Origin of the sequence: Kitasatospora setae KM-6054, assembly GCF_000269985.1 — a bacterium.
GTDB lineage: Bacteria > Actinomycetota > Actinomycetes > Streptomycetales > Streptomycetaceae > Kitasatospora > Kitasatospora setae.
Window position 1 is genome coordinate 6216950 of sequence record NC_016109.1, and the last position, 19912, is coordinate 6236861.

The 19912-nt window shown below is 73.7% G+C and carries 21 protein-coding genes; 15 read left to right on the forward strand and 6 right to left on the reverse strand.

What is annotated here, in order from left to right; genetic code table 11:
• Window positions 1–76: 76 nt before the first annotated feature.
• On the forward strand, window positions 77–1021 hold the full coding sequence (locus KSE_RS27465; protein ID WP_014138622.1) for a heme o synthase: 945 nt from the start codon (window positions 77–79) through the stop codon (window positions 1019–1021).
• A 37-nt stretch (window positions 1022–1058) separates the two neighbouring features.
• Here the strand turns inward: KSE_RS27465 and KSE_RS27470 are convergent, their stop codons facing one another.
• Complete coding sequence (locus KSE_RS27470) at window positions 1059–1703, reverse strand: DUF2461 domain-containing protein (RefSeq protein ID WP_014138623.1); 645 nt, start codon at window positions 1701–1703, stop codon at window positions 1059–1061.
• A 95-nt stretch (window positions 1704–1798) separates the two neighbouring features.
• Here KSE_RS27470 and KSE_RS27475 point away from each other — a divergent pair, with 95 nt between their 5' ends.
• Window positions 1799–3052 (forward strand): FAD-dependent monooxygenase, encoded by a 1254-nt coding sequence (locus tag KSE_RS27475; RefSeq protein ID WP_014138624.1) that lies wholly within the window; start codon window positions 1799–1801, stop codon window positions 3050–3052.
• A 9-nt stretch (window positions 3053–3061) separates the two neighbouring features.
• Window positions 3062–3391, forward strand: a complete 330-nt coding sequence (locus KSE_RS27480) for a hypothetical protein (RefSeq protein ID WP_014138625.1) — start codon at window positions 3062–3064, stop codon at window positions 3389–3391.
• Window positions 3392–3405: 14 nt separating this feature from the next.
• On the opposite strand, the gene KSE_RS27485 is transcribed toward KSE_RS27480, so the two are convergent.
• Window positions 3406–3843, reverse strand: a complete 438-nt coding sequence (locus KSE_RS27485) for a MarR family winged helix-turn-helix transcriptional regulator (protein ID WP_014138626.1) — start codon at window positions 3841–3843, stop codon at window positions 3406–3408.
• Window positions 3844–4065: 222 nt separating this feature from the next.
• On the opposite strand from KSE_RS27485, the gene KSE_RS27490 reads away from it, so the two are divergent.
• On the forward strand, window positions 4066–4713 hold the full coding sequence (locus KSE_RS27490) for a nitroreductase family protein (RefSeq protein WP_014138627.1): 648 nt from the start codon (window positions 4066–4068) through the stop codon (window positions 4711–4713).
• 9 nt (window positions 4714–4722) lie between these two features.
• Here KSE_RS27490 and KSE_RS27495 read toward each other — a convergent pair whose 3' ends face one another.
• A complete protein-coding gene (locus KSE_RS27495) occupies window positions 4723–5796 on the reverse strand; it encodes a COX15/CtaA family protein (RefSeq protein ID WP_014138628.1) in 1074 nt (357 codons plus the stop codon).
• A 129-nt stretch (window positions 5797–5925) separates the two neighbouring features.
• Between KSE_RS27495 and KSE_RS27500 the strand changes: the two genes are divergently transcribed.
• Window positions 5926–7251, forward strand: coding sequence for a choice-of-anchor A family protein (locus KSE_RS27500; protein WP_014138629.1), 1326 nt, complete (start codon window positions 5926–5928; stop codon window positions 7249–7251).
• Window positions 7252–7316: 65 nt separating this feature from the next.
• On the opposite strand, the gene KSE_RS27505 is transcribed toward KSE_RS27500, so the two are convergent.
• Window positions 7317–8087 carry an ABC transporter permease gene (locus KSE_RS27505; protein ID WP_014138630.1) on the reverse strand — a complete coding sequence of 257 codons (771 nt, stop codon included), beginning with the start codon at window positions 8085–8087 and terminating at the stop codon, window positions 7317–7319.
• A complete protein-coding gene (locus KSE_RS27510; RefSeq protein WP_014138631.1) occupies window positions 8084–9001 on the reverse strand; it encodes an ABC transporter ATP-binding protein in 918 nt (305 codons plus the stop codon). The genes KSE_RS27505 and KSE_RS27510 overlap by 4 nt, the downstream gene beginning before the upstream one ends.
• 124 nt (window positions 9002–9125) lie before the next feature.
• On the opposite strand from KSE_RS27510, the gene KSE_RS27515 reads away from it, so the two are divergent.
• The 9 genes from KSE_RS27515 to KSE_RS43000 all read left to right on the forward strand — a co-directional run bounded on the left by KSE_RS27515 (window position 9126) and on the right by KSE_RS43000 (window position 16573).
• Window positions 9126–9986 carry a helix-turn-helix transcriptional regulator gene (locus KSE_RS27515; protein WP_014138632.1) on the forward strand — a complete coding sequence of 287 codons (861 nt, stop codon included), beginning with the start codon at window positions 9126–9128 and terminating at the stop codon, window positions 9984–9986.
• Window positions 9983–11395 carry a Fe-S cluster assembly protein SufB gene (sufB, locus tag KSE_RS27520; protein ID WP_014138633.1) on the forward strand — a complete coding sequence of 471 codons (1413 nt, stop codon included), beginning with the start codon at window positions 9983–9985 and terminating at the stop codon, window positions 11393–11395. Before KSE_RS27515 ends, sufB begins: the two co-directional genes overlap by 4 nt.
• Before the next feature lie 56 nt (window positions 11396–11451).
• Window positions 11452–12684, forward strand: a complete 1233-nt coding sequence (gene sufD / locus KSE_RS27525) for a Fe-S cluster assembly protein SufD (RefSeq protein WP_014138634.1) — start codon at window positions 11452–11454, stop codon at window positions 12682–12684.
• On the forward strand, window positions 12681–12998 hold the full coding sequence (locus KSE_RS27530) for a bifunctional 3-phenylpropionate/cinnamic acid dioxygenase ferredoxin subunit (RefSeq protein WP_014138635.1): 318 nt from the start codon (window positions 12681–12683) through the stop codon (window positions 12996–12998). Before sufD ends, KSE_RS27530 begins: the two co-directional genes overlap by 4 nt.
• Before the next feature lie 7 nt (window positions 12999–13005).
• Window positions 13006–13770 carry a Fe-S cluster assembly ATPase SufC gene (gene sufC, locus KSE_RS27535; protein ID WP_014138636.1) on the forward strand — a complete coding sequence of 255 codons (765 nt, stop codon included), beginning with the start codon at window positions 13006–13008 and terminating at the stop codon, window positions 13768–13770.
• Window positions 13767–15029, forward strand: coding sequence for a cysteine desulfurase (locus KSE_RS27540; RefSeq protein ID WP_014138637.1), 1263 nt, complete (start codon window positions 13767–13769; stop codon window positions 15027–15029). Before sufC ends, KSE_RS27540 begins: the two co-directional genes overlap by 4 nt.
• Window positions 15030–15040: 11 nt before the next feature.
• Window positions 15041–15493, forward strand: coding sequence for a Fe-S cluster assembly sulfur transfer protein SufU (sufU, locus tag KSE_RS27545; RefSeq protein ID WP_014138638.1), 453 nt, complete (start codon window positions 15041–15043; stop codon window positions 15491–15493).
• Between the two features lie 167 nt (window positions 15494–15660).
• Entirely contained in the window at window positions 15661–15948 is a 288-nt protein-coding gene (locus KSE_RS27550) for a metal-sulfur cluster assembly factor (protein WP_051055973.1), read from the forward strand.
• 118 nt (window positions 15949–16066) lie between these two features.
• Window positions 16067–16573 (forward strand): hypothetical protein, encoded by a 507-nt coding sequence (locus tag KSE_RS43000; RefSeq protein ID WP_014138640.1) that lies wholly within the window; start codon window positions 16067–16069, stop codon window positions 16571–16573.
• A gap of 9 nt (window positions 16574–16582) precedes the next feature.
• Here the strand turns inward: KSE_RS43000 and KSE_RS27560 are convergent, their stop codons facing one another.
• Window positions 16583–17911: an MFS transporter gene (locus KSE_RS27560; RefSeq protein ID WP_014138641.1), complete on the reverse strand. Its 1329-nt coding sequence runs from the start codon at window positions 17909–17911 to the stop codon at window positions 16583–16585.
• Window positions 17912–18285: 374 nt separating this feature from the next.
• On the opposite strand from KSE_RS27560, the gene KSE_RS27565 reads away from it, so the two are divergent.
• Window positions 18286–19881, forward strand: a complete 1596-nt coding sequence (locus KSE_RS27565) for a hypothetical protein (RefSeq protein ID WP_014138642.1) — start codon at window positions 18286–18288, stop codon at window positions 19879–19881.
• Window positions 19882–19912 lie beyond the last annotated feature (31 nt).

The following is a 19912-nucleotide window of genomic DNA, read 5'->3' on the forward strand; positions in this document are numbered from 1 at the left end:
TACGCGCAGAGCGGACGGCGGGCACCCTGCGGGTCTCCGGGACGCCTGTGGAAGTTCATCGACTGTTGAGGTGTCCGTGACCGCCGTCGAATCCCGCCCCGCCGGGGTGGTGGTAGGGGCGAGGACCGCGCCCCGGCCGCTCGGGGCCCGCGTCGGGGCCTTCGTCGCCCTCACCAAACCCCGCATCATCGAACTCCTGCTGATCTCCACGGTGCCGGTGATGTTCCTGGCCCAGGGCGGCGTGCCCAACCTGTGGCGGGTGCTCGCGGTGGTGGTCGGCGGCTACCTCTCGGCGGGCGGCGCCAACGCGCTCAACATGTACATCGACCGGGACATCGACGCGGTGATGTCCCGCACCGAGCGGCGCCCGATCGTCACCGGCATGGTCTCCCCGCGCGAGGCGCTGGTCTTCGGCATCACCCTCGCCGTGGTCTCCACCCTGTGGCTCGGCGTCCTGGTCAACTGGCTGTCCTCGGCGCTCGCGCTCGGCGCGCTGCTCTTCTACGTCTTCGTCTACACCCTCGGCCTCAAGCGCCGCACCTCGCAGAACGTCGTCTGGGGCGGCATCGCCGGCTGCATGCCGGTGCTGGTCGGCTGGTCCTCGGTGACGAACTCGCTGTCCTGGGCGGCCGTGGTGCTGTTCCTGGTGGTGTTCTTCTGGACGCCCCCGCACACCTGGGTGCTGATGATGAAGGTCCGCGACGACTACGCCAAGGCCGGCGTGCCGATGCTGCCGGTGATCCGCGGCAACATCGGCGTCGCCAAGCAGGTCGTCGCCTACTCCTGGGTGATGGTCGCGACCTCGCTGCTGCTGTGGCCCGCCGCGCACACCAGCTGGCTGTACCCGACCGTCGCCGCCGTCCTCGGCGCGCTGTGGATGAAGGAGGCGTACGCCCTCCAGTCGCGCGCCAAGGCCGGCATCGTGGGCGCCAAGCTCAAGGAGATGCGGCTGTTCCACTGGTCGATCACGTACCTGACCCTGCTGTTCCTGGTCGTCGCGATCGACCCCTTCGTGGGCTGAGTCCTTCTCCCCTCTTCTTTCCCTCTCCCTCTCGGCCTCAGCGCGGCGGAAGCTCGCTGGGGCCGACGTGGTTCTCCAGCCACTCGTGCAGCGGCGCCGCCGCGCGCAGGAACGCGGTGACCCGCCCGTACGCCCGCGCGGTGCCCAGCCAGGCCGCGGGCTCCCACTCCTGCCAGGCGATCAGGCCCTTGTGGCGCAGCAGTTCGATCCGCGGGTGGTCCTTCGGCACGCCGCGCGGCGCGGTCTTCAGGCTGTTGCGGCCCACCACCCGCGGCCCGGCCGCCCGCACCGCCGCCACCACCCGCTCCAGCTCGGCCCCCGGCACGTCCTCGGCCACCGCGGCCCGGTAGCGCGCCAACTGGTCGGCGGCCAGGAAGTAGTAGCCCAGCCCGCAGGCCAGCCCGTCCGCCGACAGCTGCACGTAGCCGCCGGACTCCAGGTAGCCGCCGATGTTCGTCTTGTACGGGGACTTGTCGGCCGAGAACCGGACGTCCCGGTTCGGCCGGAACACCCGGCCCGGGCCGAACTCCGGCTCCAGCCGGGCCAGCAGCGCCTCCATCGGCGCCAGCACGATCTCGTCGTACACCGCGCGGTGCGCGGCCCAGAAGGTCTTCGAGTTGTCCGCCTCCAGGTGCTCGTAGAACTCCAGCGCCTCGGCCGGCCAGCCACGGAAATCGTTCATCGGGCCAGTATTCACGCCCGCTCCGGCGGTGGTGAACTGGCGGTCCGTCAGGTGTTAGGTTGCCGACGTCCGCCGACCGCACCGGGAGAACGCCGATGACCGCACGCCCCGCCCGCACCACCGTCGCCATCGTCGGCGCCGGACCCGCCGGGCTGGTCCTCGCGCACGTGCTGCGCCGGGCCGGCGTCGGCGTGACCGTGCACGAGCGGCTCTCCCGGGCCGCGCTGGAGGGAACCGCCCGGGCCGGGGTGCTGGAGCACCGGGTGGTCGCGTACCTGCGGGCGCTCGGCCTGGCCGACCGGCTGACCGCCGAGGGCGAGCGGCACGGCCGGTGCGAGATCAGCTGCCTCGGCGAGCGGGTCGAGGTCGACTACGGGACGCTGTCCGGCGGCGCCCGGCACTGGGTCTACCCGCAGCAGTCGCTGGTGCGCGACCTGGTCGCCGCGTACGAGGCGGCGGGCGGGGAGATCGCGTTCGGGTCGCCGGTCGCCGAGGTGGCCGCCGACGGCGACGGCGATGGCGGGGTGCTGCTGCGCACCGCGGCCGGAGCGCGGCTGCGGGCCGACTACGCGGTGGGCTGCGAGGGCGCGCGCGGCGTCGTCGCGGCGGCCTTCCCGGGCGGCGCGGCGGGCCCCGGGCGGCGCTACCCGTACGACTGGCTGACCGTGCTGGCCCGGATCGACCGGCCGGTGCAGCGGGTGCGCTACGCGGTGCACGCCGACGGGTTCGCCGGGATGATGCCGCGCACCGCCGACGTCGGCCGGTTCTACCTGGAGGTGCCCCCCGGGGAGCTCCCCGGGGCGTGGGCGCCGGAGCGGATCCGCGCCGAACTGGCCCGGCGGCTCGACCTGGCGGGCGCCGACCCGCGGCCCGGCGAACTGCTGGAGACCGGCGTGCTGCGGATGCGCGGCCAGGTCGCCGACCGGATCCGGCACGGCCGGCTGCTGCTCGCCGGGGACGCCGCGCACACCGTCACCCCCTCCGGCGCCAAGGGCCTCAACGCGGCCGTCGGCGACGCCGCCGACCTGGCCGGCGCGCTGCTCGCCGACCTCGGCGGCGAGCCCGGCGCGCTGGACGGCTACCAGCGGCGCCGGCTGGACGCCGCCTGGCGCACCCAGGAGTTCTCCGACCGGCTGCTCGACCTGCTGCACCTGCCCGCCGGGCTGCCGCCCGGGCAGCGCGCCTTCGCGCTGCGGCTGCGGCTGGAGCGGATCCACCGGATCGCCCGCCCCGGCCCCGAGGCCGCCGACTTCGCCCGCGCCTACGCGGGCGCCGGCGAGCTGCCGCTGCCCGCGGTGTGGCCCCCGGCACAGCGCACTCCCGTCGCCAGCGGCACTACCGGTCGGTAGCATGCGGGCATGACCACCGCGGAGACCACCACCACCGCGCCGGACGCCCGCGCCGAGCGCCGCGCCAAGCGCATTGCCAAGCACCTGAGCGACTTCGCCGCGCGGCACGGCGGCAGCGCCGACGTCGTCGTCGAGTACGTCGGCGCCGCGGCCACCCGGATCGTCCTGGTCGGCGCGGACGGCGCCTGGGGCGACCAGGTCGCGCCGAGCTACCCGATCGGCCGCCGGGCCGCCGAGCTGGCCGGGCTGACCCTGCACGACAGCTTCGAGGGCGAGCTGGGCCTGAAGGTGAAGACCGGCCCGTACGAGTGGAAGCGGATGGCCGGCATCCAGATCTGACCGGCCGGGTCGGTTCAGTCCGACGCCAGGAGTTTCAGCAGGAGCGCGGACAGCTGTCCGCGCTCCTGCGCGTTCAGCGGGGCGAGCGCCTCGTCCAGCAGGGCGGGGACGGTGCGCTCGGCCTCGGCCAGCCGGGCGCGGCCGGCCGGGGTGAGGGTGACGGCGTAGGCGCGGCGGTCGGCCGGGTCGCGCTCGCGGCGGACCAGGTCCGCCTCCTCCAGGCCGTCGCAGATCCCGACCATCACGGTGCGGTCGATCCGCAGCTGCTCGCCCAGGGCCCGCTGCGAGGACGGGCCGCGCTCGGCGAGCATCTTCAGCACCAGGTGCGGCCCGGTGCCCAGCCCGGCGGCGCGGGCGTGCGCCTCGCCGATCCGGGCCACCGCCGAGGAGGCGCGGCACAGCGCGACGTCCGGCCGCTCGGCCGCGAGCCGCGGGAAGTAGCCGTCCGTCATCCGTCGTCCTTTGGTGGTGGGGGCCGGGTGGTGGGTGTCGGGTGGTGGGTGTCGGGTGGTGGGTGTCGGGTGGTGGGTGTCGGGTGGTGGGTGTCGGGTGGTGGGTGTCGGAGTGCAGTGTAATCGTCTGGCCGCAGATTGTTTGACCCCCGACGGCCGGGCTCGTATGCTTCCGGATCATCTGCGGAACAATCATCTGTCGACAGACGATAGGGGAGCGCCGTGCTGCTCGACCTGGACCCGGACCAACTGCTGTCCACCACCCGCGCCGTCCGCAAGCGCCTCGACCTGGACCGCCCGGTCGCCCGCGAGCTGATCGAGCAGTGCGTCGACCTCGCCACCCAGGCGCCCACCGGCCGCAACCGGCAGCGCTGGCACTTCCTGGTGGTCACCGACCCCGAGCAGCGGCTGCGGGTCGCCGACCTCTTCCGGCGCGCGCTGCGGACCGGCGGCGGCGCCCCGCCCACCGCCCGCGACGAGGCCCGGATGTACGCCCACCCCGGCTCGATGGAGCGCGTCCACGACGGCCTGCGGCACCTGTACGAGAACGTGCACCGGGTGCCGGCCTTCGTCATCCCCGCCGTCGAGGGCCGCACCGAGGGCGCCTCGGTGCTCGACCAGTCGATGACCTGGGGCTCGATCCTGCCCGCGGTCTGGAGCTTCATGCTGGCCGCCCGGGCCCGCGGCCTGGGCACCGTCTGGACCACCGCGCAGGGCCCGCTGGAGCGCGAACTCGCCGCGGTGCTCGGCGTCCCGTACGAGGAGGTGATGCTGGCCGCGTTCGTCCCGCTCGCGCACACCGTCGGCACCGACTTCAGGCCGGCCCGGCGGATCCCGCGCGAGCAGGTCCTGCACTGGGACCGGTGGTGACCGGGACGGTCAGGCGACCAGCTCGGCGGAGGGGGCGTCGGCCTGGGACGGGACGCCGGCCCGGGTGCGCAGGGCCAGCGGGACGCGGAGCGCCGCGCCCCAGACCAGGGCGGCGCCCAGCATGTGCAGGCCGACCATCAGCTCCGGGGCGTCGGTGAAGTACTGCACGAAGCCGAGCACGCCCTGCAGCAGCAGCAGGGCGAACAGCTCCCGGACCCGGGCCCGGGCGGCCGGCGGGACCTTGACCGCGGCGAACACCAGCAGCGCGGCCAGCGTCAGGCCCACCGAGAGGAAGACCAGGTCGGCGTGGGCCTGGACCAGGCGGTCGTAGTCGACCGGGATCCGCCAGGTGCCGGACGACCCCGGGTGGTGGCCCGCGCCGGTGACCAGCGTGCCGACCAGCACCAGGGCACCGATCGAGGCCACCAGCACCCGGGCGAAGCGCTGGATCCCGGGCGCGGCCAGCGGGCGCGGCGCGCCGTCGCCCTCCCCGCTGCGCTCCCAGCTGAGCACCGCGGCCCAGACCAGGCCCATCGCGGCGACCATGTGCAGCGCCACCACGTACGGGTTGAGGTCGGTCAGCACGGTGATGCCGCCGAGCACCGCGTTGGAGACCACCAGCCAGAACTGGGCCCAGCCGAGCTTGGTCAGCGAGTGCCGCCACGGCTTGGCGCAGCGCGCGGCCAGGATGAACCAGCCGATCGCGGCGGACAGCACGTAGGTGAGCATCCGGTTGGTGAACTCGATGACGCCGTGCACGCCCATCTCGGGCGTCGGCGTCACGCTGTCGGCGGTGCAGCGCGGCCAGGTGGTGCAGCCCAGACCGGAGTCGGTCAGCCGGACGGCGCCGCCGGTCACCACGATCACCACGCTCATCACCAGCGCGGCCAGCGCCGCCCGGCGGACGAGCTGCGGGGACGGGTGCCAGCGGTCGGCGAGGAGCGAGAGCGGGTTGGTCACCGGACCATCGTAGGCGGGCTTACACCGTGCCCCGGCCCCGGGCGCGGCGAAGCGGTCGGCCGGTCGTCCGTGGGCGGTCAGGGCCGAAACGTTCCGGTTCGGGCGGTGGACAAAAAGGATCATTTCGAGCGTGTCGGTCAACGGCCTTGACCCGTCGCACAACTGGCCGAAAGAGTGCGGTTTGGTCCATACCATTTTCCGGATTGGGCTCATCTCACACTCCTGCCCGCACCCACACGCGGAGTCCTGCACATGCGCAAGTCCATATCCGCTGCCGCCGTGGCGCTCGGCGGCTCGCTCGCCCTCGCGGCCCTGGTCGTCCCGACCGCCGCGACCGCCGCCCCCACGACCGGCGGCACCTGCTTCGACCTCGGCGTCGCCGGAAAGTACGGCGAGTTCATCGAGGGGAACGACACCCACACCCCCGACGCGGAAGGCGCCGTCGCGGTTGGCGGCAACGCCGATTTCCGGGGCGGTTTCACCGTCGGCAAGGAACTCACCGGGGACGAGGTGGACGCGCTCCCCGGCGGCTACTCGCTGGTGGTCGGCGGCAACCTCGTCCACGACAGCGCCTACGTGGGGGTGGAGAACGGCAAGGGCGTCTACGCCGGCGAGAACCAGGGCCCCGGCCAGCTGGGCCGCATCACCAAGGGCAAGTCCCCGATCGACTTCGCCAAGGAGTTCGCCAACCTGCGGCACGTCTCCACCGAGGTCGCCAAGACCACCGGAGGGGCGCCGGTCCTGGACGGCCGGGGGATCACCTTCACCGGGACCGACACCAAGACGAACGTCTTCACGGTGGCAGCCGCGACGCTGGAGAAGGCCAACGAGGTCTACCTCAAGGTTCCGGCGGGCTCCACCACGATCATCAACGTCACCGGCGACAGTTACGACCAGTCCAAGGCCCCCACCACGGGCTTCCTGATCTGGGACCACGGCAAGAACGCGTACGTCCTGGACGACAAGCTGCAGTCGGCGGACGGCGGCGCCGAGCGTGCCAAGCTGCTGTGGAACTTCCCGACCGCGACCAAGGTCGTCAAGTACGGCGTCAAGGACAAGGGCAGCGTCGCCTGGCCCGGCAGCATCCTCGCGCCGAACGCGGCCTTCGACCTCACCATCGGCGGCCCGGTCAACGGCTCGGTGTGGGCCAAGTCGCTGACCGGCAGCGGCGGCGCCGAGACCCACCACTTCCCGTTCACCGGCTGCCTGCCCGGCGGTACCACCACGCCGTCCGAGAGCCCCAAGCCCTCGGCCAGCGCCAGCACTCCCGGCGGCACCGAGAGCCCGAAGCCCTCGGAGAGCGCCAGCACCCCGGCCGGCACCGGCTCGCCGACCCCCGGCGCCTCGGAGAGCCCGAAGCCGGGCGGTTCGACCGGCCCGACCCCGTCCCCGTCGGCGAGCCACTCCGGCTCCACCGGCGGCGGCTCGAACGGCGGCGGGTCGAACAGTGGCGGCGGCCTGGCGTTCACCGGCGCCGAGGGCATCATGACGCTGACCGTCGGCGGCGCCGCGGTGCTCGCCGCGGGCGGCGGCATCCTCTACGCGGTGCGCCGCAAGAAGGCCAACGGCGCCTCCTGACGCGCGGACGGAGACGGTCCTGGAGGCAACCGCCTCCAGGACCGTCGTCATGTCCGCCGGCGTCCCTACTCCCAGCGGAAGAAGCGGGCGGCGGCGGCCAGGCCCAGCACCGACCAGGCCGCGAGGATCCCGAGGTCCGCCCAGGGCACGCCGGCGCCCAGCTGGAGGACCGAGCGCAGGCCGTCGGAGAGCGCGGAGATCGGCAGCAGCTCCAGCACCGGGCGGACCGCGGCCGGGAACTTCGACAGCGGGACGACCACGCCGCCGGCCAGCAGCAGCAGGACGAACACCAGGTTGGCGGCGGCCAGCGTGGCCTCCGCGCGCAGCGTGCCCGCCATCAGCAGGCCCAGGCCGGAGAACGCGGCGGTGCCCAGCACCAGCAGCAGCAGCACGGCCAGCGGGTTGCCGTGCGGCGACCAGCCCAGCGCCAGCGCGATGCCGGACAGCAGCAGCACCTGGAGCAGCTCGGTGACCAGCACGCAGCCGGTCTTCGCGGCCAGCAGCGCCCAGCGCGGCAGCGGCGTGGCGCCCAGCCGCTTGAGCACGCCGTAGCGGCGCTCGAAGCCGGTGGCGATGGCCTGGCCGGTGAACGCGGTGGACATCACGGCCAGGGCCAGCAGGCCCGGCGCCAGGAAGTCGACCCGCTTGCCCGGGCCGTCCGCGGCGACCACGTCGACCGCGGAGAACAGCACCAGCAGCACGGTCGGGATGACCACGGTGAGCAGCAGCTGCTCGCCGTTGCGCAGCAGCATCCTGGTCTCCAGGGCGGTCTGCGCGAGCAGCATCCGGCCGATCGGGGCGGCGCCCGGGCGGGGGGTCAGGTCGGTGGCGGTCATCGCAGTTCCCGTCCGGTCAGGTCGAGGAAGACGTCTTCGAGGCTGCGCCGCCGCACCGCGAGCTTGTCGGGCATCACGCCGGACTCGGCGCACCAGCCGGTGACCGCGGCCAGCAGGGCGGCGTCCAGCTCGGCCTCGACCCGGTACGAGCCGGGGGCGGCCTCGGTGACGGCGGCCCGGTCCGGCAGCACCTTGCGCAGGCCGGCCAGGTCGAGGCCGGGCGGGCCGTCGAAGCACAGCCGGGCCTCGGCGCCGCGCAGCGCGTCGGGGGAGCCCTGGGCGACCACCCGGCCCCGGTCGACGACCGCGACGTCGTCGGCGAGCTGCTCGGCCTCGTCCATCTGGTGGGTGGTGAGGACGACGGTGACGCCGGCCGCGCGCAGCTCGGTGACCAGCTCCCAGGTGGCGCGGCGGGCCTGCGGGTCGAGGCCGGCGGTGGGCTCGTCCAGGAAGACCAGCTCGGGGCGGCCGACCACGGCCATCGCCAGGGCGAGGCGCTGCTGCTGGCCGCCGGAGAGCCGGCGGTAGGGAGTGCGGCCGCAGGAGTCCAGGCCGAGGCGCTCGGCGAGCGGGCCGACCGGCAGCGGGTCGGCGTACAGCTTCGCGGTGTGCCGGAGCATCTCCAGGGCGCGCGCGCCGGCGTACACGCCCCCGGACTGGAGCATCACGCCGATCCTCGGCCGCAGCCGGGCGGCCTCGGCCGCCGGGTCCAGGCCGAGCACCCGGACGGTGCCCGCGTCCGGGCGGCGGTAGCCCTCGCAGGTCTCGACCGTGGTGGTCTTGCCCGCGCCGTTGGGGCCCAGCACCGCCGTCACGGTGCCCCGGGCGATGGTCAGGCTCAGCCCGTCCACGGCGGTCTTGTCGCCGTACCGCTTGACCAGTCCGGTCACCTCGACGGCGGGGTCTGCATGCATACCGGCGAGTCTAGGAGCAGCTCACGGGGCCTTTCAGGTAAGGCTTGCCTTTCGTGATGGACGACACCGGTGAGGCGTGGGTCACGGCTTGTCTCCGCCCGGCGAATTACGCAACAATCGTGTTGTGAAAAACATCCGCGCGCACGCCGCCCAGTCCGGGGAGCCCGACGCTCCCGACTGCGCCGTGCCCGCGACGGCGGCGGAGGCCCTCGCGGCCGAGGGCCACCGGGCCACCCGGGACCGGGTCGCCCGGTCGATCCTCGACCACGGGCCGTCCTCGGCCGCCGACCTGGCCAGCCGGCTCGGCCTGACCCCCGCCGCGGTCCGCCGCCACCTGGACGGCCTGGCCGCCGCCGGGTTGGTCGACGCCCGCGAGCAGCGGGTCTACGGCAGCCGCGGCCGCGGCCGCCCGGCCAAGGTGTTCGCCCTCACCGACAGCGGCCGCAGCGCCTTCTACCAGGCCTACGACCAGCTCGCCGCCGACGCGCTGCGCTGGATCTCGGCGGCGGCCGGCGGCGGCGTCGCGGGCGAGGAGGCGGTCGCCGCCTTCGCCCGGGCCCGGCTGGCCAGGCAGGGCGAGCGCTACCAGGACGCCCTGGCGGCGGCCGGCAGCGGGCAGCGCGCCGAGGCGCTGGCCCGGGCGCTCAGCGCCGACGGGTACGCTGCCACGGTGCGGCGGGTCCCGTCCGCGGCCGCCGCGCCCGGCGCACCGGCCGGCGCGCAGCTCTGCCAGCACCACTGCCCGGTCGCGCACATCGCCGAGCAGTTCCCCCAGCTCTGCGAGGCGGAGACCGAGGTCTTCTCGCAGCTCCTTGGCACCCATGTGCAACGGCTGGCCACGATCGCCCACGGCGACGGGGTCTGCACCACGTATGTGCCGGCATCCGGTGCCGCACCGTCGCCCGCCCGGGCGCCCGGTGCCGTGCCGACTGCCGGTACGTCCCCCATCGAAAACGGCTCGTCCGCGCGGAGGAACCTCGCATGACTGACATCGCACACCCCGAGCTCGAAGGTCTCGGCAAGTACGAGTACGGCTGGGCCGACTCGGACACCGCCGGCGCCGCCGCCAAGCGCGGCCTGAGCGAGGCGGTCGTCCGCGACATCTCGGCGAAGAAGAACGAGTCCGAGTGGATGCTCGACCTCCGCCTCAAGGGCCTCAAGCTGTTCGGCAAGAAGCCGATGCCGACCTGGGGCTCGGACCTGTCGGGCATCGACTTCGACAACATCAAGTACTTCGTGCGCTCGACCGAGAAGCAGGCGGAGTCCTGGGAGGACCTGCCCGCCGACATCAAGGCGACCTACGACAAGCTCGGCATCCCGGAGGCGGAGAAGCAGCGCCTGGTGGCCGGCGTCGCCGCCCAGTACGAGTCCGAGGTCGTCTACCACCAGATCCGCGAGGACCTGGAGGAGCAGGGCGTCATCTTCCTGGACACCGACACCGCGCTGAAGGAGCACCCGGAGCTCTTCAAGGAGTACTTCGGCACCGTCATCCCGGCCGGCGACAACAAGTTCGCCGCGCTGAACACCGCGGTGTGGTCCGGCGGCTCGTTCATCTACGTGCCCAAGGGCGTCAAGGTGGACATCCCGCTGCAGGCGTACTTCCGGATCAACACCGAGAACATGGGCCAGTTCGAGCGGACGCTGATCATCGTCGACGAGGACGCCTACGTCCACTACGTCGAGGGCTGCACCGCGCCGATCTACTCCTCGGACTCGCTGCACTCCGCGGTCGTCGAGATCATCGTCAAGAAGGGCGGCCGCTGCCGCTACACGACCATCCAGAACTGGTCGAACAACGTCTACAACCTGGTCACCAAGCGCGCCGTGGCGTACGAGGGCGCGACCATGGAGTGGATCGACGGCAACATCGGCTCCAAGGTCACCATGAAGTACCCGGCCGTCTACCTGATGGGCGAGCACGCCAGGGGCGAGACCCTGTCGATCGCCTTCGCGGGCGAGGGCCAGCACCAGGACGCCGGCGCGAAGATGGTCCACATGGCGCCGCACACCTCCTCGCACATCGTCTCCAAGTCGGTGGCCCGCGGCGGCGGCCGCACCTCCTACCGCGGCCTGATCGAGATCGGCGAGGGCTCGCACGGCGCCAAGTCGAACGTGCTGTGCGACGCGCTGCTGGTGGACACCGTCTCCCGCTCGGACACCTACCCGTACGTCGACGTCCGCGAGGACGACGTGTCGATGGGCCACGAGGCGACCGTCTCCAAGGTCTCCGAGGACCAGCTGTTCTACCTGATGAGCCGCGGCCTGAGCGAGACCGAGGCGATGGCGATGATCGTGCGCGGCTTCGTCGAGCCGATCGCCCGCGAGCTGCCGATGGAGTACGCGCTGGAGCTGAACCGGCTGATCGAGCTGCAGATGGAGGGTTCGGTCGGCTGACGCGCCGCCACCCCCGCCCCCCTCGACGATTCCGAAAGAGAGCAACACGAACAGCCATGGCTGAGCAGAACACCCCCGGCTCCACCACCGCCGGCTCGATCGAGGTCGGCACCGCCGGCGCCGGCGAGCAGCTCGCCGGCCCGGGCACCGGGCGCGACACCGTCCGGCAGCCGATCGACGCCCGGGTCGCCGTCAAGCCGTCCTTCGACGTCAACGACTTCCCGGTGCCCACCGGCCGCGAGGAGGACTGGCGGTTCACCCCGCTGCACCGCCTCGGCGGCCTGCACGACGGCACGGCGGCCGACGCCGCCAAGGGCGAGGACAAGATCGAGCTGGGCCTGCCGGAGGGCGTCACCTCCGAGCTGGTCGGCCGGGACGACGCCCGGGTCGGCAGGGCCGGCACCCCGGTGGACCGGGTCGCCGCGCAGGCCTTCAGCGCCTTCGAGCAGGCCCTGGTGGTGACCGTCCCCAAGGAGACGGTGCTCACCGAGCCGGTCCGGATCGACGTGCACGGTGAGGGCGGCACCGCCTTCGCCCACCTGGTGGTCGAGGTCAAGCCGTTCGCCGAGGCCGTCGTGGTGCTCAACCACACCGGCACCGGCACCCGGGCCGCCAACGTCGACCTGCTGGTCGGCGACGGCGCCAAGCTGACCTTCGTCTCCGTGCAGGACTGGGAGCGCGACGCCGTGCACGTCGCCCAGTGCAACGCGCTGGTCGGCCGGGACGCCTCGTTCAAGTCGGTGGTCGTCACCTTCGGCGGCGACGTGGTGCGCCTGCACCCCCGGGTCAACTACGCCGCCCCCGGCGGCGAGGCCGAGCTGTTCGGCCTGTACTTCGCGGACGCCGGGCAGCACCTGGAGCACCGCCTGGTGATCGACCACGACACCCCGCACTGCCGCTCCAACGTCGCCTACAAGGGCGCCCTCCAGGGCCAGGACGCGCACGCGGTGTGGATCGGCGACGTGCTGATCCGGGCCGCCGCGCTCGGCACCGACACCTACGAGCTCAACCGCAACCTGGTGCTCACCGACGGCGCCCGGGTCGACTCCGTCCCGAACCTGGAGATCGAGACCGGCGAGATCGTCGGCGCCGGCCACGCCTCGGCGACCGGCCGCTTCGACGACGAGCAGCTGTTCTACCTGCAGTCCCGCGGCATCCCGGCCGACGAGGCCCGCCGCCTGGTGGTGCGCGGCTTCTTCGCCGAGCTGGTCCAGCAGATCGGCGTCGCCGAGATCCAGGACCGGCTGCTGGAGAAGATCGAGGCCGAGCTGGAAGAGACCGTGGCATGAGCTACGTCCGGGCCTGCGCGCTGAGCGCCCTGCAGGAGGACGTGCCCAAGAAGGTCGAGCTGAACGGCGTCCCGGTGGCCGTCGTCCGGACCGACGAGGGCGTGTTCGCCATCAACGACACCTGCTCGCACGCCAACGTCTCGCTGTCCGAGGGCGAGGTCGAGGACTGCATGATCGAGTGCTGGCTGCACGGCTCCAGCTTCGACCTGCGCACCGGCAAGCCGTCCGGGCTGCCCGCGACCCGACCGGTCGCCGTCTACCCCGTAAAGATCGAAGGGGACGATGTGCTCGTCTCCGTCAACCAGGAGAACTGAGTACCCCATGGCAACGCTTGAAATCCGCGACCTGCACGTCTCCGTCAACGCTGAGGGCGGCCCGCGGGAGATCCTGCGCGGCGTCGACCTGACCGTCAAGCAGGGCGAGACCCACGCGATCATGGGCCCGAACGGCTCCGGCAAGTCGACCCTGGCCTACTCGCTGGCCGGCCACCCCAAGTACACCGTCACCGGCGGCCAGGTGCTGCTGGACGGCGAGGACGTGCTGGAGATGTCCGTCGACGAGCGCGCCCGGGCCGGCCTCTTCCTGGCCATGCAGTACCCGGTCGAGGTGCCCGGCGTCTCGGTCTCCAACTTCCTGCGCACCGCCGCCACCGCCGTCCGCGGCGAGGCCCCCAAGCTGCGGCTGTGGGTCAAGGAGGTCAAGGAGGCGATGGCCGCCCTCTCGATGGACCCGGCGTTCGCCGAGCGCAACGTCAACGAGGGCTTCTCCGGCGGCGAGAAGAAGCGCCACGAGATCCTCCAGCTGGAGCTGCTCAAGCCGAAGGTCGCGATCCTCGACGAGACCGACTCCGGCCTCGACGTCGACGCGCTGCGGATCGTCTCCGAGGGCATCAACCGGGTCCGCTCGACCGGCGAGGTCGGCACCCTGCTGGTCACCCACTACACCCGCATCCTGCGCTACATCAAGCCCGACCACGTGCACGTCTTCGCGGGCGGCAAGATCGTCGAGTCCGGCGGTGCCGAGCTCGCCGACAAGCTGGAGGAAGAGGGCTACGAGAGCTACGTGAAGGGCGGCGCTTCAGAGTGACCCACTCGCATCCGACCGGACTGCTGGACACCGACGCGATCCGCAAGGACTTCCCGATCCTGTCGCGGCAACTGCACGACGGGAAGCCCCTGGTCTACCTGGACAACGCGGCGACCTCGCAGAAGCCGCAGCAGGTGCTGGACGCGCTGAACGCCTACTACGAGCGGCACAACGCCAACGTCCACCGCGGCGTGCACGTGCTCGCCGAGGAGGCCACCGCGCTGTACGAGGGCGCCCGGGACAAGGTCGCGGCCTTCATCAACGCGCCCAGCCGCAACGAGGTGATCTTCACCAAGAACGCCTCCGAGTCGCTCAACCTGGTCGCCAACATGCTGGGCTGGGCCGAGGAGCCGTACCGGGTCGACGCCGACTCGGAGATCGTGATCACCGAGATGGAGCACCACTCCAACATCGTGCCGTGGCAGCTGCTCGCGCAGCGCACCGGCGCGAAGCTGAAGTGGTTCGGCCTGACCGACGACGGCCGGCTCGACCTGTCCAACATCGACGAGCTGATCACCGAGAAGACGAAGATCGTCTCGGTGACCCTGGTGTCGAACCTGCTGGGCACCGTCAACCCGGTGGACACCATCGTCCGCAAGGCCCAGTCGGTCGGCGCGCTGGTCGCCGTCGACGCCTCGCAGGCCGCCCCGCACGCCGTGCTCGACGTGCAGGCGCTGGAGGCCGACTTCGTCGCCTTCACCGGCCACAAGATGCTCGCCCCGACCGGCATCGGCGTGCTCTGGGGCAGGCAGGAACTGCTGGAGGACCTCCCGCCGTTCCTCGGCGGCGGCGAGATGATCGAGACCGTCACCATGGGCTCGTCCACCTACGCCCCCGCGCCGCACAAGTTCGAGGCGGGCACCCCGCCGATCGCCCAGGCCGTCGGCCTCGGCGCCGCCGTCGACTACCTGACGGCGATCGGCATGGAGCGCGTCGCCGCGCACGAGCACGCGATCACCGCGTACGCCATCGAGCGCCTCAACGAGGTGCCCGACCTGCGGATCATCGGCCCGCGCACGGCCGTCGACCGCGGCGCCGCGATCTCCTTCACGCTCGGCGACATCCACCCGCACGACGTCGGACAGGTCCTCGACGAACAGGGCATCGCCGTCCGGGTCGGCCACCACTGCGCGCGGCCGGTCTGCCTGCGGTACGGAATTCCGGCGACCACCAGGGCGTCGTTCTACCTGTACTCCACGCCCGGCGAGGTGGACGCGCTGATCGACGGCCTCCACCACGTCCGCAACTTCTTCGGCTGAGGACGGCTGACATGAAGCTCGACTCGATGTACCAGGAGATCATCCTGGACCACTACCGCAACCCCCACGGCAAGGGGCTGCGGGACGGCGACGCCGAGGTGCACCACGTCAACCCGACCTGCGGCGACGAGATCACCCTGCGGGTGAAGCTCGACGGCGCGGTCGTCGCCGACGTCTCCTACGAGTCGCAGGGCTGTTCGATCAGCCAGGCCTCCGCCTCCGTGCTCAACGACCTGGTGGTCGGCAAGCCGGTCGGCGAGGCCCAGCGGGTCCAGGAAGCCTTCCTCGAACTGATGCAGAGCAAGGGCCAGGGCGAGGGCGACGAGGACCTGCTGGAGGACGCCGTCGCCTTCGCCGGGGTCTCCAAGTACCCGGCCCGGGTCAAGTGCGCCCTGCTCAGCTGGATGGCCTGGAAGGACGCCACCGCGAAGGCGCTCGGCGGCCAGCCCCCCCTCACCGACTGACGCCCGTAAGGACACTGGACAAGATGAGCGAGAACGAGACGGCCCAGGCCGTCGAGACCGCCGACGCCGCGGTCGCGGAGGCCGCGGTCGGCGAGGCCGCGGTCGGTGAGGCTGCCGAGGCTCCCGGCGCGTTCACCAGCGCCGGGACGGTCTCCACCGAGGACCTCATGGAGGCCCTGATGGACGTCGTCGACCCCGAGCTGGGCATCGACGTCGTCAACCTCGGCCTGATCTACGGCCTGCACATCGACGAGGACGACACCGCCACCGTCGACATGACGCTCACCTCGGCGGCCTGCCCGCTGACCGACGTCATCGAGGACCAGGCCCGCACCGCGACCGACGGCCTGGTCAAGGACCTGCGGATCAACTGGGTCTGGATGCCGCCGTGGGGCCCCGACAAGATCACCGACGAGGGCCGCGACCAGCTCCGCGCGCTGGGCTTCAACGTCTGAGCGGTGGGCCGAGGCTGTGAGAAGGGGCGGGAACCTCCGGGTTCCCGCCCCTTCCGCGTGCCACCGCGTCCGAGCGCGCGGGTTTTCGCGGCCCCGGGCCGAACTACACTCCGGGACCATGGATCTCGGGGCGGACGGCGGACCGCCGGACTGGGCCGCGATGGCCGAGCGGCACGAACGCGAGCGGAGGCGGCGCCGCCGGCTGCGGATCGCCGCGGCGCTGGCCGGCGCGGCCGTCCTGGCCGGTGCGGGCGGCGCGGTCGTGGCCGGCCGCACCGACGACCGGGCGGACGGCGGGCCGGCGGTGGCGCCGGTGACCCCGGTGGCGACCGCTGCGGCGGTATCGGAGGCGCTGCCCGCACCGGAGAGCGCGGAGCCCGCCGTCGCGACCACGTCCGCGTCCGTGACCGCTACCGCCGGGCCGGTGCCGGCCGAGAAGCGCTCCGGTGCCCGGCCGACGTCCGCGCCCGCCCGTACGCCGCGTCCGATCCCGCCGCCGTCCCCGGCCCCGGCTTCGGCTCCCGCTCCGGCCCCGACGCCGTCCGGCGACCTGTCGGGCGCGGACGTCGGTCGGGCGCTGGAGGTCGCCGACTCGGCGATGGGCCTGGTCCTCGGCTCCCGGTAGGGCCGGGGGTCAGCGTCGGCGGCGGCGGAGGACGGTGGCGGCCAGGGCGAGGGCGGCGGTGGCGGCGGTGAGGGCGAAGGCGGTGACGGCGGGGAGGAGGCCGTAGGCGCGGACGAGGGCGCCGACGGCGATGATCGGGGCGGAGGAGCCCAGGTAGACGATCACCCAGAGGGCGGAGAGCTCGCTGCCCCGGCGGGCCGGGTCGAGGGCGGCGACGGCGGCGGTGAACAGGGAGCGGAAGGCGATGCCCTGGCAGGCGCCGGCCAGCACGCTGCCGACGAAGAGCAGGACGGGGGTGCCGGTGGCGGCGGCCGCGGTGAGCAGGCCGAGGCCGGCGGCGAGGCCGGTCAGGCCGGCGGCGACCACCACCCGGTCGGAGGTGGGCGGGACGAGCAGCTGGACGGCCGCCGAGGAGCCGAGCAGCAGGGCGGCGACGGCCGCGCCCGCCATCGGCGAGGCGGTGTGCAGGAGGGTGGCGGAGAACGCCGGGGCGAGCGCCAGGTAGACGCCGAAGACCGCGTACGAGAGGAAGCCCGCGGCGGCGGCGAGCAGGAACTCGCGGCGTCCGGCCCGGGGCAGCCGGAGCCGGCGGGGCCGCAGGTGGGCCGGGGTGGTGACGCGCGGCGGCGAGGCCGCGGGCCGGACCGAGCCGGGCATCCGGGGGTGCACCAGGGCGAGCGGCACGCACAGCGCGAGCAGCGCGACGGCGTGCGGCAGGAACGGGCCGAGCAGCGGCTTCGCGTCGCTGGTGAGCGCGGCGCCGACCAGCGGGCCGAGGGCGACGCCGCCGGCCGAGCAGGCCAGGGTGAGCTTGGCGGCGAGGGTGGGCCGGTCGGGCAGCAGGTCGCCGAGGGCGGCGCCGGCCGCGCCGGTGGCGAGGCCGACCGCGACGCCCTGGACGGCCCGTCCGGCGGCCAGCTGCCAGAACGAGCCGGCGGTGGCGAACACCGCGTCGCCGGCGGCGGCCAGCGCGACGGCGGGCAGGATCAGGGCGCGCCGCCCGAGGTGGTCCGACCAGTGGCCGACCGCGGCCAGCACCGGGACCAGCGCGAACACGTACACCGTGAACAGGACGGTGGTGTCGAGCGGGTTCAGCCCGAGGCGCTGCTGGAGCACCGGGTAGAGCGGGGTGGCGAGGTTGGCGCCGATCAGCATCAGCAGCAGGGCGGCGGCCACCAGGCCGACGCGGACGCCGCGCAGCGCGTTCCAGCGGCTGATCGCGGCGAGCTGGAGCTGCTTGCGGGGCGCGAGTTCCAGCGGAAGCAGGGCCTCCGACAGTCGGCGGCCGGCGTACTGGGCGGTGCCCAGGCCGGGGCCGGCGGGGGAGAGGTCCGCCATGGCAGGGGTCTCCTGTGGCAAGGCACCACAGGGCGTCGCCGGACCAGGGTGGTGGCGGCGCGGCCCGGACGGTGCGGGTGTGCACGTGGTACGCGGAGACCGGAGCGCCGTCGCCCCGGTGTCCTCGGCGACGGCGCGGGGGTGGTGCGCGTCGCCCCCCGAAGGATACGTGCCGCCGGGCACTCGTTCGGACGCACCGCCCCACTCGTTCGGGCGGACGACCCCGCAGCTCAGGCGGACGTCGGTGGCGGCCGATACGCTGGGTTGACGGGCCGACACGCACGGCCCGCGCCGCCGCTCCCCGCGTCCGCCGCCCCGGGCGGGCCGCCCTCCGGACGGCGGTGCCCTGCGACGCACCCGGGAGAACGCGCGCGATGGCCGGACGTAGCCGTAACAACCCTGACCAGCAGCCGTCCGAGACCGAAGGGCTCCTGCCCGCCGACTACGACCTGGCGGACCTGTACGGCGCGCAGAGCGCGGACGAGGACCCGGACGACACCGCCGTCCTGATCCCGCCGATCACCCTCCCGTCGGACGCCGAGCTGGCCGCGGCCGCGCTCGCCGTCCCGCTGGTCGCCCGGGTCGTCGCACTGGCCCGCTGGATCGCCCCGCACCGCGAGGTCGACGAGCACGGCGACCTCGGCCCGGAGGACCGGGTGCGGGCCGCCCGGATGCTCGGCGCCGAGGACCCGGACGAGGACGACGTGGTCGAGGCGATGCGCGCCTGGGCGCTGGCCTGCGACCTCGACCTGGTCGAGACCGGCACCACCGACGACGGCGCGCACGTCGCGATCCCCGGCCCCGACCTGGCCGCCGTCGAGGCGGGCGAGCCCGCCGCCGTCCTCGGCCTCTGGTTCGAGGCCGCCGAGCTGGTCCGCGAGCTCGCCGCCGAGGCCGAGTCGGTCGACCCCGAGCTGGTCGAGGGCGGCGGCAGCGACGACTCCGCCGGCCTCGCCGAGGTCGAGGACGCCCGCGACCAGGCCGCCGAGATCCTCGACGAGGCGCTGCACGTCCTCTACGAGACCACCGCGTTCGCCGAGCCCGGCGCCGAGACCGTCCCGCTGGGGGTGCTCGCCGCGCTGCTGGTCGTGCCCGACGGGGAGGAGCCCGACGAGGAGATGCTCGGCGAGATCACCGACCTGATGGTCGTCCTCGACCCGATGCTCGGCGACCTCGCCGAACTCGGCCTGGTCGAGCACCGCCCGATCGACCCCGACCTGTTCGAGGAGGGCGAGGGCGAGCCGGCGGCCGAGGCGGTGGACACCGACCGGCCGCTCACCGACGAGGACGCCGCCCGCTTCGGCACCGTCCGGCTCACCGCCCTCGGCCAGTACGCCGTCCGCGAGTGGCTGCTCGCCGACGGCTACGACGCCCCGCTGATCGGCGACCTCGCCGACCAGGACGGCGCCGCGCTGCTGCGCGCCCTGGCCGACGGCGGGCAGCTCTTCGCCGAGCCCGAGCTCCGGGCCTGGACCGCCGCCCGCGCCCCGCGCGACGCCGCCCGCGAACTGCTGGCCGGCGCGCGCGGCCGCGACCCGCAGTCGCCGGTCCGCCGCTACTACTGCGTGCTCGGCCTCGGCGAGCTCGACGAGGCCGCCGCCGAGGAGGTCGCCCTGGTCGTCGACGACCCCGAGCTGGGCGGCCTCGCCCGCGAGTGGCTGCGCGCCCGCGGGGCGGACGTCACGGCCGCCGAGCGGGACGTCGCGCTCTGGCGGGTGATCGACTCGATGGCCGCCGTCATGCTCATCTCGGCCGGCGAGGGCGGCCGGCTCCGGGCGCTGGTCGCCGACCTGCCGGTCACCGACAACCCCGCCAGCTACTTCGGCGAGGTCTGGCGGGTCCCGCACCCGATGACGGCCGAGGTGCTGGAGGCCGTCGGCGAACTGCACCTGGACCGGAAGGTCGCCAAGGAGGCGCGGCGGGCGGCGCTCAAGGCGCGGTCGCTGCGCGGGCAGGGCGGCGGCCGCTGAGGGCGGCAGCGGGTAGGGGCGGGAGCGGCCA

Coding starts and splice junctions, on each gene's coding strand:
- KSE_RS27470 (WP_014138623.1), bottom strand. CDS start 1,703: ATGAACGATTTCCGTGGCTGGCCGGCCGAGGCGCTGGAGTTCTACGAG.
- KSE_RS27475 (WP_014138624.1), top strand. CDS start 1,799: ATGACCGCACGCCCCGCCCGCACCACCGTCGCCATCGTCGGCGCCGGA.
- KSE_RS27480 (WP_014138625.1), top strand. CDS start 3,062: ATGACCACCGCGGAGACCACCACCACCGCGCCGGACGCCCGCGCCGAG.
- KSE_RS27485 (WP_014138626.1), bottom strand. CDS start 3,843: ATGACGGACGGCTACTTCCCGCGGCTCGCGGCCGAGCGGCCGGACGTC.
- KSE_RS27495 (WP_014138628.1), bottom strand. CDS start 5,796: ATGATCCTTTTTGTCCACCGCCCGAACCGGAACGTTTCGGCCCTGACC.
- KSE_RS27500 (WP_014138629.1), top strand. CDS start 5,926: ATGCGCAAGTCCATATCCGCTGCCGCCGTGGCGCTCGGCGGCTCGCTC.
- KSE_RS27505 (WP_014138630.1), bottom strand. CDS start 8,087: ATGACCGCCACCGACCTGACCCCCCGCCCGGGCGCCGCCCCGATCGGC.
- KSE_RS27510 (WP_014138631.1), bottom strand. CDS start 9,001: ATGCATGCAGACCCCGCCGTCGAGGTGACCGGACTGGTCAAGCGGTAC.
- sufB (WP_014138633.1), top strand. CDS start 9,983: ATGACTGACATCGCACACCCCGAGCTCGAAGGTCTCGGCAAGTACGAG.
- sufD (WP_014138634.1), top strand. CDS start 11,452: ATGGCTGAGCAGAACACCCCCGGCTCCACCACCGCCGGCTCGATCGAG.
- KSE_RS27530 (WP_014138635.1), top strand. CDS start 12,681: ATGAGCTACGTCCGGGCCTGCGCGCTGAGCGCCCTGCAGGAGGACGTG.
- sufC (WP_014138636.1), top strand. CDS start 13,006: ATGGCAACGCTTGAAATCCGCGACCTGCACGTCTCCGTCAACGCTGAG.
- sufU (WP_014138638.1), top strand. CDS start 15,041: ATGAAGCTCGACTCGATGTACCAGGAGATCATCCTGGACCACTACCGC.
- KSE_RS27550 (WP_051055973.1), top strand. CDS start 15,661: ATGGAGGCCCTGATGGACGTCGTCGACCCCGAGCTGGGCATCGACGTC.
- KSE_RS43000 (WP_014138640.1), top strand. CDS start 16,067: ATGGATCTCGGGGCGGACGGCGGACCGCCGGACTGGGCCGCGATGGCC.
- KSE_RS27560 (WP_014138641.1), bottom strand. CDS start 17,911: ATGGCGGACCTCTCCCCCGCCGGCCCCGGCCTGGGCACCGCCCAGTAC.
- KSE_RS27565 (WP_014138642.1), top strand. CDS start 18,286: ATGGCCGGACGTAGCCGTAACAACCCTGACCAGCAGCCGTCCGAGACC.